This is a genomic window from Streptosporangium sp. G11, from assembly GCF_051192615.1.
Taxonomy (GTDB): Bacteria; Actinomycetota; Actinomycetes; order Streptosporangiales; family Streptosporangiaceae; genus Streptosporangium.
Map to the genome: position 1 here is coordinate 117,205 of NZ_JBPJUQ010000015.1, position 15,378 is coordinate 132,582.

11 protein-coding genes are annotated in these 15,378 nt (G+C 69.7%); 5 read left to right on the top strand and 6 right to left on the bottom strand.

Annotated elements, in window-relative coordinates:
• Window positions 1-11 precede the first annotated feature (11 nt).
• From ACSDR0_RS17425 to ACSDR0_RS17440, 4 genes are all read right to left on the bottom strand, one after another.
• On the bottom strand, window positions 12-1,853 hold the full coding sequence (locus tag ACSDR0_RS17425) for a DUF4434 domain-containing protein (protein WP_435289860.1): 1,842 nt from the start codon (window positions 1,851-1,853) through the stop codon (window positions 12-14).
• Window positions 1,854-1,931: 78 nt separating this feature from the next.
• The gene (locus ACSDR0_RS17430; RefSeq protein WP_329088759.1) at window positions 1,932-3,020 is read right to left on the bottom strand and encodes a glycosyltransferase; all 1,089 of its coding nucleotides are present in this window, start codon (window positions 3,018-3,020) and stop codon (window positions 1,932-1,934) included.
• Between the two features lie 19 nt (window positions 3,021-3,039).
• Window positions 3,040-4,305 carry a nucleotide sugar dehydrogenase gene (locus ACSDR0_RS17435; protein ID WP_435289861.1) on the bottom strand — a complete coding sequence of 422 codons (1,266 nt, stop codon included), beginning with the start codon at window positions 4,303-4,305 and terminating at the stop codon, window positions 3,040-3,042.
• A gap of 129 nt (window positions 4,306-4,434) precedes the next feature.
• Complete coding sequence (locus ACSDR0_RS17440) at window positions 4,435-6,342, bottom strand: glycosyltransferase (RefSeq protein WP_435289862.1); 1,908 nt, start codon at window positions 6,340-6,342, stop codon at window positions 4,435-4,437.
• A 407-nt stretch (window positions 6,343-6,749) separates the two neighbouring features.
• Between ACSDR0_RS17440 and wecB the strand changes: the two genes are divergently transcribed.
• The 3 genes from wecB (at window position 6,750) to ACSDR0_RS17455 (ending at window position 13,136) form a co-directional block, all read left to right on the top strand.
• Entirely contained in the window at window positions 6,750-7,919 is a 1,170-nt protein-coding gene (gene wecB / locus ACSDR0_RS17445) for a non-hydrolyzing UDP-N-acetylglucosamine 2-epimerase (RefSeq protein ID WP_435289863.1), read from the top strand.
• Window positions 7,920-7,982: 63 nt separating this feature from the next.
• Window positions 7,983-10,040: a glycosyltransferase family protein gene (locus ACSDR0_RS17450; RefSeq protein ID WP_435289864.1), complete on the top strand. Its 2,058-nt coding sequence runs from the start codon at window positions 7,983-7,985 to the stop codon at window positions 10,038-10,040.
• A 666-nt stretch (window positions 10,041-10,706) separates the two neighbouring features.
• A complete protein-coding gene (locus ACSDR0_RS17455; RefSeq protein WP_435289865.1) occupies window positions 10,707-13,136 on the top strand; it encodes a DUF4132 domain-containing protein in 2,430 nt (809 codons plus the stop codon).
• 153 nt (window positions 13,137-13,289) lie between these two features.
• On the opposite strand, the gene ACSDR0_RS17460 is transcribed toward ACSDR0_RS17455, so the two are convergent.
• Together ACSDR0_RS17460 and ACSDR0_RS17465 are read right to left on the bottom strand one after the other, a co-directional pair.
• Window positions 13,290-13,778, bottom strand: coding sequence for an ATP-binding protein (locus tag ACSDR0_RS17460; RefSeq protein ID WP_435289866.1), 489 nt, complete (start codon window positions 13,776-13,778; stop codon window positions 13,290-13,292).
• Entirely contained in the window at window positions 13,775-14,062 is a 288-nt protein-coding gene (locus tag ACSDR0_RS17465; protein ID WP_435289867.1) for a hypothetical protein, read from the bottom strand. Before ACSDR0_RS17465 ends, ACSDR0_RS17460 begins: the two co-directional genes overlap by 4 nt.
• Before the next feature lie 252 nt (window positions 14,063-14,314).
• Here ACSDR0_RS17465 and ACSDR0_RS17470 point away from each other — a divergent pair, with 252 nt between their 5' ends.
• Window positions 14,315-15,130 (top strand): helix-turn-helix domain-containing protein, encoded by an 816-nt coding sequence (locus ACSDR0_RS17470; protein WP_435289868.1) that lies wholly within the window; start codon window positions 14,315-14,317, stop codon window positions 15,128-15,130.
• Window positions 15,127-15,363, top strand: coding sequence for a DUF397 domain-containing protein (locus ACSDR0_RS17475; protein WP_435289869.1), 237 nt, complete (start codon window positions 15,127-15,129; stop codon window positions 15,361-15,363). Before ACSDR0_RS17470 ends, ACSDR0_RS17475 begins: the two co-directional genes overlap by 4 nt.
• Window positions 15,364-15,378 lie beyond the last annotated feature (15 nt).

Consider the following 15,378-nt stretch of genomic DNA (forward strand, 5'->3'; position numbering starts at 1 on the left):
CGTTACACCGGTCAGACCCGCACGCGGACGTGCAGCGCCTCGGTGGCGGCCCGTCCGTCGGCCGCCGTGACCGAGACCTGGACCCAGGTGTCGTCCGGGACCTGGGTCCAGTCGAACGGGATCCAGGCCGTTCCCATCCGCACCGGCAGGTCCGGCGGCGGTTCCGTCAGGTTCACCCCGGCCACGTCGACGACGCGGGGCTCCTCCTGGCCCTCCCAGGTGATCGTCACCTTGGAACCCATCGGGATGTTGTAGCCGCGGATCTCCATGCCGTCCTGGATGTCGCGCTGCATGCGGATCGCGTCGGCCGCGATGGGCCGGTCGTGGTCGCGGGCGATCTCCTGGGCGAGGGACGGGGAGCCACAGGTGTAGAAGTCGCTCCACATGTAAGAGACGATCTTGGAGACGTAGCGCCCGACCTGCGCCACGGCCGTGTCGAGCCGTTCCTTGTCGGTGCGCCCCCGCCCGGAGCCGGCGGCGCAGGCCTCGGCGCCGGACGGCTCGAAGGCCTCGACGTTGGCCCAGAGCTGCACGTTGAAACCCTGTTCGACCATCCTGGTCCTGGCCAGGGACATCTCGCGGTAGTAGTCGCGGGTCGAGCCGTGGTAGGCGTCGCCGTTGGTCTTCTCCTCGACGGCCGGGCGCAGCCGCTCGTCGACCTCGTCCTCGCGCTGGTCGGGCCAGAACAGCCCGACCTTGCCCGTACCCCGGCTGTCCTGCGGGGCGATGATCCCGACACCGGTCCTGGCGAGGGCCTCGAAGCCCTTGGCGACCTGCTTGGGGGTGGCGCTGAACGGCCGCTGCTTGCGGGCGTCGAGGTAGGGGCTGACGAGGACGGGCCTGCCGGGCATCTCCTGCTCGACGATCTCGTGCTGCGAGGCGTAGACCCTGAGCGTCGGGTGGTCCTCGTCCGCGTCGCCGAGGTACTTCATCTCGCGCATCTGCAACTCGAACGGCTGGTAGAAACCGCCCAGCGAGGTCCGGTCCTGGAAGCGCGCCCCGTAGTCCTGCATGATCCGCCGGGTGAGCGTGGTGAGCGTGTCCGTGCCCTGCTTGGCGGCCCGGGTCTTCTGCGCCGGGTCGCGGGGGGCCAGCGGCAGCGCGGGATAGACCTTCACGCCGAACCGGTCACCGAGGTCGAGCAGTTCGGTGAGGCTGTCCTCGTGCGCGGCCGCCACCAGGATCACGTGGTAGCCGCGTCCCTTGGCCCTGATGTTGGCGCAGCTCGCGTCGTCGGTGCCGTCGTCGGTGGCGACGATCCGGTAGAAGACGGTCTTCTCCGTGACGATCTTCCGCTCGAACTCGGGACAGCGGAACAGATCGGGGCCGAACGCCTCGTCGGTGCGGTAGACGAACGTCCAGCTCACCCGGTTGCCGGGGTTGGCGGCCTTGAGGTCGTTCTCCGCCGCCAGCGCGCACGGCACCCCGTCCTCCTCGCACGGCTCGTAGCGGGCGTCGACCTTCCCCTCGCCGTCGAGGACCCGGCCGTCGTCGTCGAGGCGGCGGGCCTGCAGGCCCCAGCCGATCCGGATCACCGTGTCGCCGCCCACCTCGTGGATGGCGCCGAACTGCCGCCGCCAGGTGCAGTGGTCGGCCGTCGGGATGAGCCAGTAGCCGGTGATGGCGTAGGGCCAGCGCATCGTCGTGTCGAACGTTCCACACGGGTCGGTGAACTCGGCCACCTCCGGCACCGGCACCGAGGGGGTGCCGGACCCCGAGGGGGAGGGAGAGGGGGATGCCGCGAGCGACGAGCTTCCCGCCGTCGGGGAGCCGTTCCCGGCGGGCGTGGTCACCACGAACGCCGCGACACCCGCGAGAATCGCCACGCCCAGGAAAGCGATGAGCCAGCGCACGTTCAGGACACTACCGTTCTTGTGATCAGGCAGACATAAGGAGCCGGGCGGACACCGCGAGCCTCCCCGTACCGGAGATCAGCTCTTGACGCCCGCCCACGCCTCCAGCTGGGCGACGAAACGGCGGGCCGAGTTGGGCCAGTGGTGGTTCGCACGAGCCGCCGCATACCCTCGGGCGCCCCGGGCATACCGCTCCCTGGCGTCGTCTCGCAGGAAAAGCACGGCCTGGGCCACGGCCTTGGGATCCTGCCAGGGCACGACCATGCCGCTGTCGTAGCGCTCGACCAGCTCCACCGCGCGGGGCGACGGAGTGGTGATCACCGGAATGCCGTGCGCCATGTACTCCACGATCTTCGTGGGCATGGAGTGCCGGTAGTTGGGCTCGTCGTGCAGCAGGGAGAGCCCGGCCAGCGCGCCGTCGAGCCGCTTGAGCGCCTCGTCGTTCGGCATGAAGTCGCGCCACTCCAGCACGCCCTCCGCCACCGCCTCGTTCAGCGTCGGCCGCGACTGCGGGTCGGCGTAGCCGATGAGCTCGACCGCCACCCGGTACGGCTGGAGCAGCCGGGCCACCTCGATGGCCTCGCGCACCCCGCGCGCCCCCGACAGCCAGCCGAGGTAGACGACGCGGTCGTCACCCGGCGGGGTCACCTCGTCGGGCACCCACGTCTCGTTGGGCACCACCAGGTGGGCCTGGCGGAACCTTCCGGCGTAGGCGGTCTCGGCCAGCAGCAGGTGCAGGTGCCGCTCGGCCGTGCCTTCGAGCAGGCGGGCCAGGAACCGCACCGGCGGGCGCAGGAACGCGGGCAGCCAGGGCTTCAGCGACAGCGTCGCCGGAGTGTCCTCGTGGACGTCCCAGACCACCGGGGGCCGCTTGCGCACCCCCACCACCGCGAGCAGCAGCTCCGGGTCGTGGATGACCACGAGGTCGACCTGCCCGCGCATGCGCTTGAACACCTTGCGCGCGGCGCGCACGGCGGCGAACCGCTTGCGCTCCGCGGCGCGGGGGAGGTCGACGCCGTTCACCCAGGAACGGGCCATCACGCCCCGCGCCGTGTACGGGGCCGCATACGTGACCTCATGACCGGCGTCCACGAGCGCGCGGATCTGCCGGTGCAGGATCCGGGCGTCCTCGGGGTGATGCACCACCGTCATGACGAGCACGTGCACTGCGCGCAGCCCTTCGTCGCTAGAGCCGCTCGACGCGTTCACCCTCGGCGAGCACGCCTCGGGTGTCGAGCACGAGCTTGCCTTGGTCCTCGACAACCGACAGATCGAAGGCCGCGTGCTGCTGCAGGAGCAGCGTCACGTCGGCCTCGGCCACTGCCTTCGCGAGGTCTTCCTCACGCGGTACCTCGACGTCGTCGACGCGCCACTCCTTGACGTACGGGTCGGCGAAGACGAGTTCCGCGCCCAGTTCCAGCAGCGCCCGCGCGACCGGCAGGGCCGGGGTCTCGCGCTCGTCGGCGATGTCCGGCTTGTAGGTGACACCGAGCAGCAGAACCCTGGAGCCGTTCACGGGCTTCATCTGCCGGTTGAGCAGGCGCTGCACGCGGGCCACCACGTACGACGGCATCCGCTCGTTGATCTCCTGGGCCAGCTCGACGAAGCGGAACGGGTAGCCCAGCTTGCGCACCGTGTAGGAGAGGTAGGACGGGTCGACGGGGATGCAGTGCCCGCCGACGCCCGGCCCGGGGAGGAACTTCTGGAACCCGAACGGCTTGGTGGCCGCGGCCTCGATCGACTCCCAGAGGTCGACACCGAGCTCGTCGCAGAAGATGGCCATCTCGTTGACGAGGGCGATGTTGACGTGGCGGTAGGTGTTCTCCAGGAGCTTGGCCATCTCGGCCTCGCGGGTGCCGCTGACCGGCACGACCTGCTCGATGAACTGGGAGTAGAACCCGACCGCGCGGTCCTTGCAGGCCGGGGTGTAACCACCGACGACCTTCGGGGTGTTGCGCAGGCCGTACTTGGGGTTGCCCGGGTCGATGCGCTCGGGCGAGAAGGCGAGGTGGAAGTCGGTGCCCGCGGTGAGGCCCGAGCCCTTCTCCAGGATGGGCCGCGCGACCTCGTCGGTGGTGCCGGGCCAGGTGGTGGACTCCAGGACCACCAGCGAGCCCGCGCGCAGGTTGCGGGCGACGGTGCCGGTGGCACCCTCGACCGCCGACAGGTCGGGGCGGTGGTCCTCGTCCAGCGGGGTCGGCACGCAGATGACGATGGTCCGGCTGTCCGCCAGGACGGATTCGTCCAGCGTGGCGGTGAAGCCCCCCGCCAGCATGTGCTCAAGGTCGGCATCGGTCAGGTCGTCGATGTAGGACGTGCCCGCGTTGAGGGACTCGACCTTGACGGCATCGACCTCGAAGCCGACGACCCGCAGACCAGCCGCCGTGGCCTCCTTGGCCAGGGGCATGCCGACGTAGCCCAGACCGATGATGGCCAGGTCGTAGGCAGTCACTGGATGACCTTGGAACGCCGGAAACAACACTTCATGGTCGCAAAGGCTATCTCAAGTCCGAACGAGCTACGCCTAATGCGATTGAACGCATCACAAACGGCTGGTATCCCCGTTATCAACACGACACCATCAACCAGCAATCGATCGGTAAATATCACGGTACGTCTCTGCGATGCGGCTCCACGTACGCTTCGCCGCCACCTCCGCCCGTCCGGCCTCACCCATCTCGGCCCTTCGCGCCGGATCGTCACGCAGCCCGGCGATCGCCTTGGCCAGGGCCTCGGGGTCTCCCGCGGGCACCAGAAGCCCGGCTCCCTCGGAGCCCACGAGCTCGGAGAGCGCCGGCAGGTCGCTCAGCACGACCGGCTTGCCGAGGGCCATCGCCTCGACGGGTTTCAATGGCGTAACAAGTCTGCAAACGCGCAGGTCCTCGCGGGGACAGACGAAGATGTCGATCGCCGCCTGCGCCTGCAGGGCCTCGTCGGGGCCGACCCGTCCCGGCAGGATCGCGATGTCGCCCAGCCCCAGCTCCTCGACCTGCTCCAGCAGCGCCGCACGCTCCACGCCGTCGCCGACGAGCAGCACCTTGACCGGCGCGCCCTCGTCCCGCAGGAGCGCGGCGGCGTTGATCATGGTGGCGAAGCCCTCGTAGGCCACGATGCTCGACACCGAGCCCATGACGATCTCGCCGGGCTCGATGCCGTAGGCGGCGCGGAACGCCGCACCGTCGTACTGGGCGCTGAGCAGCGAGTCGTCCACCGCGTTCGGCGCGAGATAGATTCTCTCTCTCGGCACCCCGCGTTCGGCGATCTCGGTGGCCATGGTCTCCGCGAGGGTGACCACGGCGTCGGCGGAGCGCATGATGAACGCCTCACGGTCGCGCTGGAGCACGTGCCGCTGGCTGCCGATGCGCTTGGGGTCGCGGGAGGCCCAGGTCTCCTCCAGGAAGCCCCGCACCTCGTAGACCATCGGCGTGCCGGTGCGCTCGCGCACCGCCAGCGCCACCGACCCGTTGCGGTGGTCGGTCGCGGCGTGCAGAACCTGCGGGCGCAGAGTCCTGACCAGCTCGGTCACCTCTCCGGCGCCGCGGATCATCCGCCCCTGACTCTCGAACGGCACCTCGCCGCTCGGGATCAGCCGGTGGTAGGGGATGCCGTCGATCTCCTCGTACGGCGTCGCGTCGGCGTGCCCCTGCATCATCGGCCAGCCCCAGCTGGTCACGACGTGCGGGTCGAGCCCGGCGGCCTTCTGTGAGGTGACGATGCGGTGCGTGCGTACGGTGTATCCGGCCTGCGTGTACGGCAGCGCGTTGGTCACGCAGTGCAGCACCCGGCCGGGGAACCGCTCGCCCACGATCACCTTGCCCTTGGGCGGGATCGGGTTCGGCTGGATCGCGGCCAGCTCTCCGGCGTAGTAGGCGGCCCGGCGCTTGATGAAGGGGTAGCGCGTGTGGGCCTGCAGCACCGCGGCGGCCTCGCTCATCCGGCCGGAGTCGAAGTGCTCCTTCGCCTCGCTCCACGGGCCCTTCACCAGGCGCATGCCGAGCTTGCGTACGACGATCTTGGCGCGGCGCGCGACGGGCCAGGCGAACCGGCCCACGACGGGACGGACACTCGGCGGGAGCGTCTCGGCCGCCGCCTGCGCCACGCGTACCGGGTCGGACTTCACCTTGGTCGCCACGACCCGGGAGACGATGACCGGGTGCTGGACGAATCCCTTGATCAGCCCGCGCAGTCCCGCCCTGGCGGACTTCGCCGCCACCGGGGTGGCCGGGGCGCCGGGGGGCGTCGAGGTGCCGGGGGGCGTCGAGGGCGCCGGCAGTGACGCGGGGACCTTCTCCTCGTCCTCGTCCGAGGGCCTCGCGGGGACCGGAGGCATGTCGGAGACCGGGACCGTGTCGGTGTCCGGGACCGTGTCGGCGGGAGACGTCTCCGCGACCGGGTCCGCGGTGCCGTCCGCGACGGGGTCCGGAGCCGTGTCCACGACCGAGGGGGTCTCCGCGCTCGGCGGGGGTGGCGGCTCCGTGGGCGTGTCCACGGCGGGCGCCTCCACGACCGGAGTCGTCTCCCTGACGGAAGGGGCGTCCGGCGAGGAGGGTGTGTCCTGCGCGGAAGCGGAAGGTGTCTTCTCGGAACTCTCCGGACCCGGGGTCGTCGCCGGTTGCGCGGCGGACACGGAGGGACCTGCCGGGGGCGTTACCGGTCGCGCGGGGGAACCTGCGGCCGGAGGTGTCGCCGGAGCCGAGGTCTCGGCGGGTGTCTCAACGGCCGGAGGCGTCACCGAAGGGGAGGGTGTCGCCGGCACCGAGGACGTCGCCGGACCCGGGGGCTTCGACGGAACCTTCGCTGGAACCGAGGGGGAGTCTGGCCTGTTGGCATCGGATACCACGCCGTGACCGTACCATAGGCAACGTTTGCCCCACTGCCGCATGAAAGGCGAGGTCAATGAGGGACTTTGCCCGTCCGGGCGCTGCTCAAGGCCCCGAGAATCCCCTCGTCCTGCACGTGCTCGGCGCGCGTCCCAACTTCGTGAAGGCCGCGCCGGTGGTGCGCGCCCTCACCGAACTCGGGGTGCGACAGGGCATCGTCCACACCGGTCAGCACTACGACGCGCTCATGTCGGACGTGTTCTTCGCCGACCTCGGTCTCCCCGAGCCGATCGCCAACCTCGGCGTCGGTTCCGGCTCGCACGCCCGCCAGACGGCGGCCCTGCTGGTCGGCCTGGAGGACGTGGTGCTCGAGCACCGTCCCACCCTGGTCGTCGTCTACGGCGACGTGAACTCGACGCTGGCCGCGATCCTCGTCTGCGCCAAGCTCCACGTGCCGACCGCGCACGTGGAGGCGGGACTGCGCTCCTTCGACCGGGAGATGCCCGAGGAGGTGAACCGGGTCGTCACCGACGGCCTGTCCGACATCCTCTTCGCCACCTCGCCGGACGCGCTCTCCCACCTGGCCGCCGAGGGCGTCGACCCGGCCCGGGTGCACCTCGTCGGCAACCCGATGATCGACAGCCTGTTCTCCGCGCTGGACCACCTCGACCCCGCCCCGGTCCGCTCCCGGCTCGGTCTTCCCGAGCGGTACGGGGTGGCCACCCTGCACCGTCCCGGCAACGTCGACGACCCGGCCTCCGCCAAGGAGCTGGTCGACGCCGTGCTGTCGGTGAGCGAGCGCCTCCCGATCGTGGTGCCGCTGCACCCGCGCGGGCGGACCCGTCTGGCGGAGGCGGGACTGGTGAACGGGGAGAACCTCCTCATCGTCGACCCGCTGGGCTACGTGGACTTCCTGTCGCTGGTGCGGGGCGCGACGCTGGTCGTCACCGACTCCGGCGGCGTGCAGGAGGAGACGACGATGCTGGGCGTCCCCTGTCTCACGGTCCGGCCCAACACCGAGCGGCCGATCACCATCACGCACGGCACCAACCGCCTCGTCACCCCCGCGCAGCTGCCCGCCGCCGCCGACCGGGCGCTGGCGGAGGGCGCGGCGACGCCGTCGGGCGAGCTGCCGCCGCTCTGGGACGGCAAGGCGGGCCCCCGGATCGCCCGGGTCATCGAGAGCTGGCTGCTCGGCGGCAACCTCTCTCCGGCCGGGCAAGCCGTACCGCCCAAATCCCTTTAAAACGACTATTTCGGTACGGCTATGGTCGTACGCTGGCACGACCCCTGACAAAGGCGATTCCCCATGAGCGATGAGACCCCAGAAGAGCCGAAGTTCCAGCGTCTCGGGCCGATCAACTGGCTGCCCGAGGAGCGCAAGGTCGTCGAGCGCCTCGAGGAGCGCGTCCAGGACCTGGAGCGGCGGCTCGCCATCGCCGAGGCGCGTGCCGACTACGCGCAGTGGAAGCTGGAGTCGACCAAGGTGCAGCGCCCCTACCGGGTGGCCGAGGCACTGACGGCGGCCAAGGGGCAGGGGGTCACCGCGCTGCCGGGCAAGCTGCGCTCGGCGATGCAGGCCCGCAAGGGGCCCAAGCCGCCCCGGCCGGTGGCCGAGGTGGTCGAGGAGCTCAAGCACCAGGGGCCGGTGGCCGACGTACCGGAGATCAAGTGGCCCGCCGGTCCGATCCTCCGCCCCGACATGAAGGTCGCGGTCATCCTGGACGACTTCTCCAGGATGGCGTTCAAATACGAGTGGGACCAGATCGAGTTCGGGCTCCGCGACTGGCCGCAGATCTTCGCCGAGCGCCGCCCGGAGCTGTTGTTCGTGGAGTCGGCCTGGCACGGCAACCAGGGCCGCTGGCGCTACCAGATGACCGGCACGAACGCTCCCAAGCCGGAACTGCACGCCCTGATCGACTGGTGTCGTGCCGAGGGGATCCCCACGGTCTTCTGGAACAAGGAGGACCCGCCGAACTTCGACTTCTTCATCGACACGGCCAAGCTGTTCGACTACGTCTTCACCTGCGACGGCGACATGGTCCCCCGCTACCGCGAGGTGCTGGGCCACGACCGGGTCGACGTCCTGCAGTTCGCCGCGCAGCCCCGGGTGCACAACCCCATCCAGGACAAGCGGGGCCGCGTGCACGACGTGGTCTTCGCGGGCATGTACTTCAGGGACAAGCACCCCGAGCGCCGCGAGCAGATGGAAACCGTCATCGCCCCGATCCGCGAGCTCGGGCTGCACATCTTCGCCCGCAACGGCACCGTGGACGAGAAGTACGCCTGGCCGAAGGAGTACGTCCCGCACATCGTGGGCGAGCTGCCCTACGACCGGATGCTGGCCGCGTACAAGATGTACAAGGTCTTCCTCAACGTGAACTCGGTGCTCGACTCGCCGACCATGTGCGCCCGCCGCGTCTTCGAGCTGTCGGCCTGCTCGACGTCGATGGTCTCCGGCTGGTCCCGGGCCATCGAGGAGACCTTCGGGTCGCTGATCCCGATCGCTCGCGACGAGCTGGAGTCGTACAACCAGGTCCTGCACCTGATCAACAGCCCCGAGCTGCGCGCCCGCCAGGGACACCTGGCCATGCGCGAGGTCTTCGACAAGCACCTGTTCTCCCACCGCGTGGACCAGATCCTGGGAATTCTCGGCAGGCCGGTGCAGCAGCGGACCCGGTCGATCTCCGTGGTCCTGCCCACCAACCGCGCCTCCCAGATCGAGCACGCGATCTCCTCGGTGGCCCGGCAGGTCCACCGGCCCGTCCAGCTCGTCATGGTCCTGCACGGCCTCGACATCGACCCCGTCGTCGTCGCCGACAAGGCCCGGATGGCCGGGATCACCGACGTGGTGGTCCTGCCCGCCGACGAGTCGCTGTCGCTGGGCGCCTGCCTCAACATGGGCATCGCCGCCGCCGAGGGCGAGCTGATCGCCAAGATGGACGACGACAACCTGTACGGCGAGCACTACCTGTCGGACCTGGCCCGCGCCTTCGACTACTCCGACGCCGAACTGGTCGGCAAGGGCGCCCACTACGCCTACTTCGAGGGCAGCAACACCACCATGCTGCGCCTGCCCGGCCTGGAGCACCGCTACGCCTTCCTCGTCCAGGGCGGCACCTTCCTCGGCAAGGCCGACATGTTCCGCCACTACGGCTTCGAGGACATCACGCGCGGCGAGGACACCCACCTGGTCCGCCGCCTCAAGGAAGACCGCGTCAAGATCTACTCCGCCGACCGTTTCAACTTCGTCTACTGGCGCAGCGGCGACAAGTCCATGCACACCTGGCAGGCCGACGACATCAAGCTCACCCGCAACGCCCAGTTCTCCTTCGCCGGGCATCCCGAAGCGCACGTCATGATCTGACTCTGGTGGGGCGGTTCCCTATGGCGGGGACGCTTTTCCGGGGCATGGGTGCGACGGATGTCGTCCAGGTGTCCGTCGGGTGCCTGGCCGGTAGGGACCGGCGCTTGAGGTGAGTTCGCGCTCCGGTGGGCGGGCGCTCCGGGCGGCCGTCGTTGGTGGTCGTCCGGTGCGTCAGGCCTCCGGCCTGGCGGGCGCGCTGGTTGCGGATTCTTATAAGCCGCCCGGAGCACCCACCCACCTCCGCACACGACCCGCCTCGCCGTACGTCGTTCGGACCGTAGTCGCTTTGCGACGGGCCGCCCAGTGTGCTCTGGGACGCTGAAGCGATCCGTACGGGGGCGTTCGGGGCCGGGCGCCGTAGCTGAAGCGCCAGTGCGGAAAGGAGCGCAGGGCTCGCTCGCCGTACGAGGCTCATGGGGGCGTGTCAGGAAACGCGCCCCTGTGGTGGGAGCCCATCCGGTGGCCAAGGCCTCCAGCAGGGGTGTGCCACGCCCGCCGTCGCCGTGAAGTCGGCCGCGTCTTTGTCGGCTCGGGTTGCTATAGATGACGCTGTCACCCCCCGACGATCAAGGGATGTACCGATGGCGTTGCTCACCCACCACTTCAGCGGCTCGATCCACTCGGTGAGGTCCGTCGTCGAATTCGTGGCCCGGGTGGGAGGCTGACATGGCGATCCTGGACGAGTTGCCCCCGGCTCAGCGGGCCTGGCTCGACTGCTTGGACGAGGCGACGTTCGACGTCTTCGAGCGGCTGGACGCGGTCTTCGACCCGGCGGAGCACGCGCCGTGGGACGTGAAGCTCTCCGAGACCCCGATGGGGAGGCTCGCCAAGGAATTCGACGGTGCCGAGTGGCGTGCTCTGGGGTTGTGGGGCCAGCTCCGCCTGCACATCAGCGTGGGGAGGGGCGATTACAACCGGGCGTTGACCAGTGTCTTCACCCCCGCACTCCGGCGCGCTCCCCGATGGACCCCGGCGGAGGTCGAGCTGCTGTGGCGCGTCGCCGTCACCCCGCTGGGCAGGGACCGGCAGACGGCGGACCTCTACCGGCTGCCCCTCGCCGCGACCAGACGGCTGCCGGTCGCCGGTCGCGAGCCGTACGTGACGTTCTTACGGCAGGTCAAGGATCATCTGGCCGAGTCGCCGTGGGTGGCGACCGGCTCGGTCAAAAGCGTCATCGACAACCTGCTGGCCGACCACGCGGAGGATCCCGCGGTCGCCGCCCGCGACCTCATCAACGAGCTGGACCCGTTCGCCGTGCTTCTGTGCGAGGAGTACGCCGCCCGGTTCGGCGCTCCCGAGGTGCTGCCGCTGCTGCGGCACTGGACCACGGCCACGAACCCCCGGCCCAACGCCGCCTGGCTCGACCAGGCCGCGGCGCTGCTCACGCCGGACGCGGTCACCCTGGTCAAGGAGGCGCTGGGCCGCATCCCCGGTTACCGCGAGCACGTCGAGTCGCGTTTTCACCGGACCGTCGTCACCTACTTCCACGAGCACACGGCGGTCCTGGTGCGCGGCATGGTGTGGACGTGCGAGCTGATCAACGAGCCGTGGGTGACGGCGCTGCTCGGCGACGTGGCCGTCGCGACCGGCACCGGCGTCGGCGGCTCGGGCCCCAACTCGCGCAACGAGCGTACGACCAACGCCGCCCTCGGCGTACTGGGTCGGCGCGGCGGCCTGGAGGTGGTCACCCAGCTCGCCCGGGTGCAGGCCAAAGTTCGCAGGAAGAGCATCCTCACGCTCGCGGCCAGGACCCTGGACGGGGTGGCCGAGCAGACCGGCCTGTCGCCCGAGCAGCTCCTGGACCGGACCGTCCCGTCCTTCGGGCTCGAACCCGACGGCACCCGCACCGAGCACGGCCTGCGGCTGTCCGCCGACGGCGTGATCACCTTCGTCGACGACGGCGGCAAGGTCCGCAAGACGATCCCCAAGGCCGTGCGCTCCGCCCACGGAGAGCTGCTGGCCGAATTCAAGGCCACCGCCAAGGAGTTGAGGAAGACGCTCCCCGCCGAGCGCTTCCGGGTCGAACGCGCCCTGGCCACCGAGCGGATCTGGCACTGGCGCGACGTCTGCGCCTACTACCTCGACCACCCGGTGACCGGCAGGTACGGCAGAGCGTTGATCTGGGAGATCTCGCAGGACTTCGCCGGTCTTCCCGTCCGGACCGCCGGCGGCTGGGAGCTGACGGACCCGCGGGGACGGAGTGTCCAGCCCCTCCCGGACACCCCGGTGAAGCTGTGGCACCCCATCTCCGCCGCCGCGGACGACGTACGCGCCTGGCGCGACCACGTCCTCGCGATCGGTCTGCGGCAGCCGTTCAAGCAGGCGTTCCGTGAGGTATACCTGCTCACCCCCGCCGAGGAGGGCACCGGCGACCACTCGCGGCGCTTCGCCGGCCACTTCCTCAGATACGGCCAGGCCAAGGCGCTGCTCACCGAACGCGGCTGGACCGGTCTGTCGCTGGGCCACTGGTGGGCAGAGGGCGGATACGACCAGGCCGAGGCCGTCAAGGAGCTCCCGGGGCTGACCGTCCGCTGGGACTTCCACCTGGACGAAGCGTCGGGCGAGCGCGACGGGTACGGCACCGCCTCGGTCTGCGTCAGCGGGGACATCCGTTTCACCGACGAACACGGGCACCGGGTCTCGCTGGCAGAGGTGCCGCCGCGAGTGCTGTCAGAGGCGCTGCGTGACGCCGACCTGGCCGTCGGCGTCACCTCCACCGGCCTCGCCCCCGAGGGCCATGACGACTACTGGCACTCCTACAACGTCGGCGACCTCACCGAAACCGCGCAGGTCCGCCGCGACGCCCTGACCAGGCTGATCCCCCGTCTGACCATCGCCGACCGGCTCGAACTCACCGACCGTTTTCTCCGCGTCCGGGGCGACCTTCGCACCTACAAGATCCACATCGGCTCCGGCAACATCCTGATGGAGCCCAACGACGCCTACCTGTGCGTCGTCCCCGGCGGCGCCAACGACCCCGTCTTCCTGCCGTTCGAGGAAGACGGCGGCATGCTGTCGGTCATCCTGTCCAAGGCGTTCCTGCTGGCCGCCGACACCACCATCACCGACCCGTCCATCACCCACCAGCTCTGCTGACCCGCCCATGGGGTGAGCCCGGTCCTGTCCGGGATCGCGGCGGTTCGTCGACGACCGTTCGAGTGGGGGGCGCGGTCGTGTCTCCCACCACCGGACCCTCCGCGTCGGGCGTGCTGTCGTACCCCGTCCTCAAGAGGCCCGGCCGGTGGCGGGTCAGGGAACCGATCCCGCCGAGCCGTCCGCCACGTGGAACCAGACGGCGGTGCCCGCCTCGGTGTCGTGGTGGACGCCCCATCCGACGGCCATCGCCTCCACCAGGAGCAGGCCACGTCCGCCGTCGCTGTCGAGTCCGGCCGCGCGGACGAAGGGCAGGCTGGTCGCCGAGCCGTCGTCGATCACCTCGGCGTGCACCATGCCTCCGCCGATGCCCAGGCAGACGGTCACCGATCCTGTGGGGGTGTGTCCGGAGTCGGAGTGGACGACGGAGTTGGTGACGACCTCGCTGAGCAGCAGCACCACGTCGTCGAGGGCGGTGCCGGCGACTCTTCCGTTCAGGAGGTGTCGCGCCCAGGTGCGGACGGTCGCGACCGAGCAGGGGGTTCCCGCGAACTCCGCGTGGCCCAGCGGGTGCAGCACGGCCCAGCGTTCCGAGGCCGTCCGCTGGCGCTCGTACCGGCAGGCCGCTTGGTTAGACGCGTTCACGCGGTCGCCGCCGAGACGATGACGTCGGCCGCGTTGTCCGCCTCGGCCCACACCGCTTCGCCGGGCCGCCACACCCTGGCCCACCAGGGCCGCCAGACGAACACCCACCCGCAGGCGCGACGGACGACGGTGATGCGGACGCGGGTCTCGCCGCCGAACATGACCTCCAGGATCGGCTGCCCTGCCCGGGGAAGCACCAGCGAGGTGCACAACCCCAGACCTCGCAGGTCCCAGCCCAGCCTCATCAGGTGAGTGAACTGCTCACGCGGATCGCGTGACTTCACAGCCCTTCCTTTCGTTGCCGATCGAACTGGCTCGCTCGCGCTTTTGGGGACACCGACGTTCACGGATTGTCATCGGTCGTATGCTCAGAGCATGCAGTCTCTGCAGTCCCATATGCAACCCCAAATGCATATGCACGTCAGGAGACTTCATGGAAAGCTCGCTTGTACGGCCGATCAAACCAACAGAAATCTCACGAAGGCGAAAACATGACCGAAGGTCAGAGCCCTACCGTCCGGCGACGGCAGCTCGGCATGGAGTTGCGTCGGCTACGTGAGCGTGCGGACGTGTCCGCCATCGAGGCGGGTGAGCGCATCGGCCGCTCCGATTCGACGATCAGTCGCTTCGAGACCGGCAGGGTCACCATCCGCCAGAAGGTCCTTGTTCAGCTCCTCGACCTGTACGGTGCGGCCGACGACGAAACTCAGGCCGTGCTCGACCTCGCACGCGCAGCGAGCAAGCGAGGGTGGTGGCACGCTCACGGGGACGCGGTACCGCCCTGGTTCGAGGTCTTCATCGGGCTCGAAGCCGCGGCCGCGTCAATCCAGACCTACCAACCCCAGCTGGTTCCCGGCCTTCTCCAGACCGAGGCGTACGCGCGTGCAGTCATCGAGGCCGACCACCCCGGAACGCCCGAGGAGGAGATCGACAGACTCGTCGCCCTGCGCCTGGCCAGACAGAAACTCCTCACCCGATCCAACCCGCCGGAACTGTGGGCGGTGATGAGCGAAGCGGCTCTACGGCACGCCATCGGTGGCCCGGCGACTATGCGCGAGCAACTCCTCAAACTCCGCGACGCGCGACGGCTCGCCTGTGTCACTCTCCAGGTGCTGCCCTTCGCCGGAGGCGCCCATCCCGGCATGCTCGGCCCCTTCCACCTCCTGGAGTTTCCCCCACCCTCGGAGACCCGTGTCGCCTACGTCGAGTACTTGACGGGCTCCCTATATCTGGAAAAGCCAGAGGAAGTACGCAGGTATAGACTCATTTTCGACCACCTTCGCGCGGCTGCTCTGCCGCCGAACGAGTCCGCAGCGCTAATGAGCGCGGTCATAGAGGAGACGACTTCATGACCGTAGAAGAGCGTGAGCCGCGAGACCTCCCTGATTTTTCTTGCGCTACGTGGCGCAAGAGTAGCCTCAGCGGCAATGGCGGTGCCGACTGCGTCGAGGTCGCCGTCGTCTCGGACCTGGTCGCCGTCCGCGACTCCAAGGACCCCGGTGGTGCCGCGCTCGTCTTCTCGCCGAGTGACTGGGGTGTTTTCCTCGGCCACGTCAAGGCTGGGGATTTCGACACACGCGCTTGACCGTGCGACCGGTTG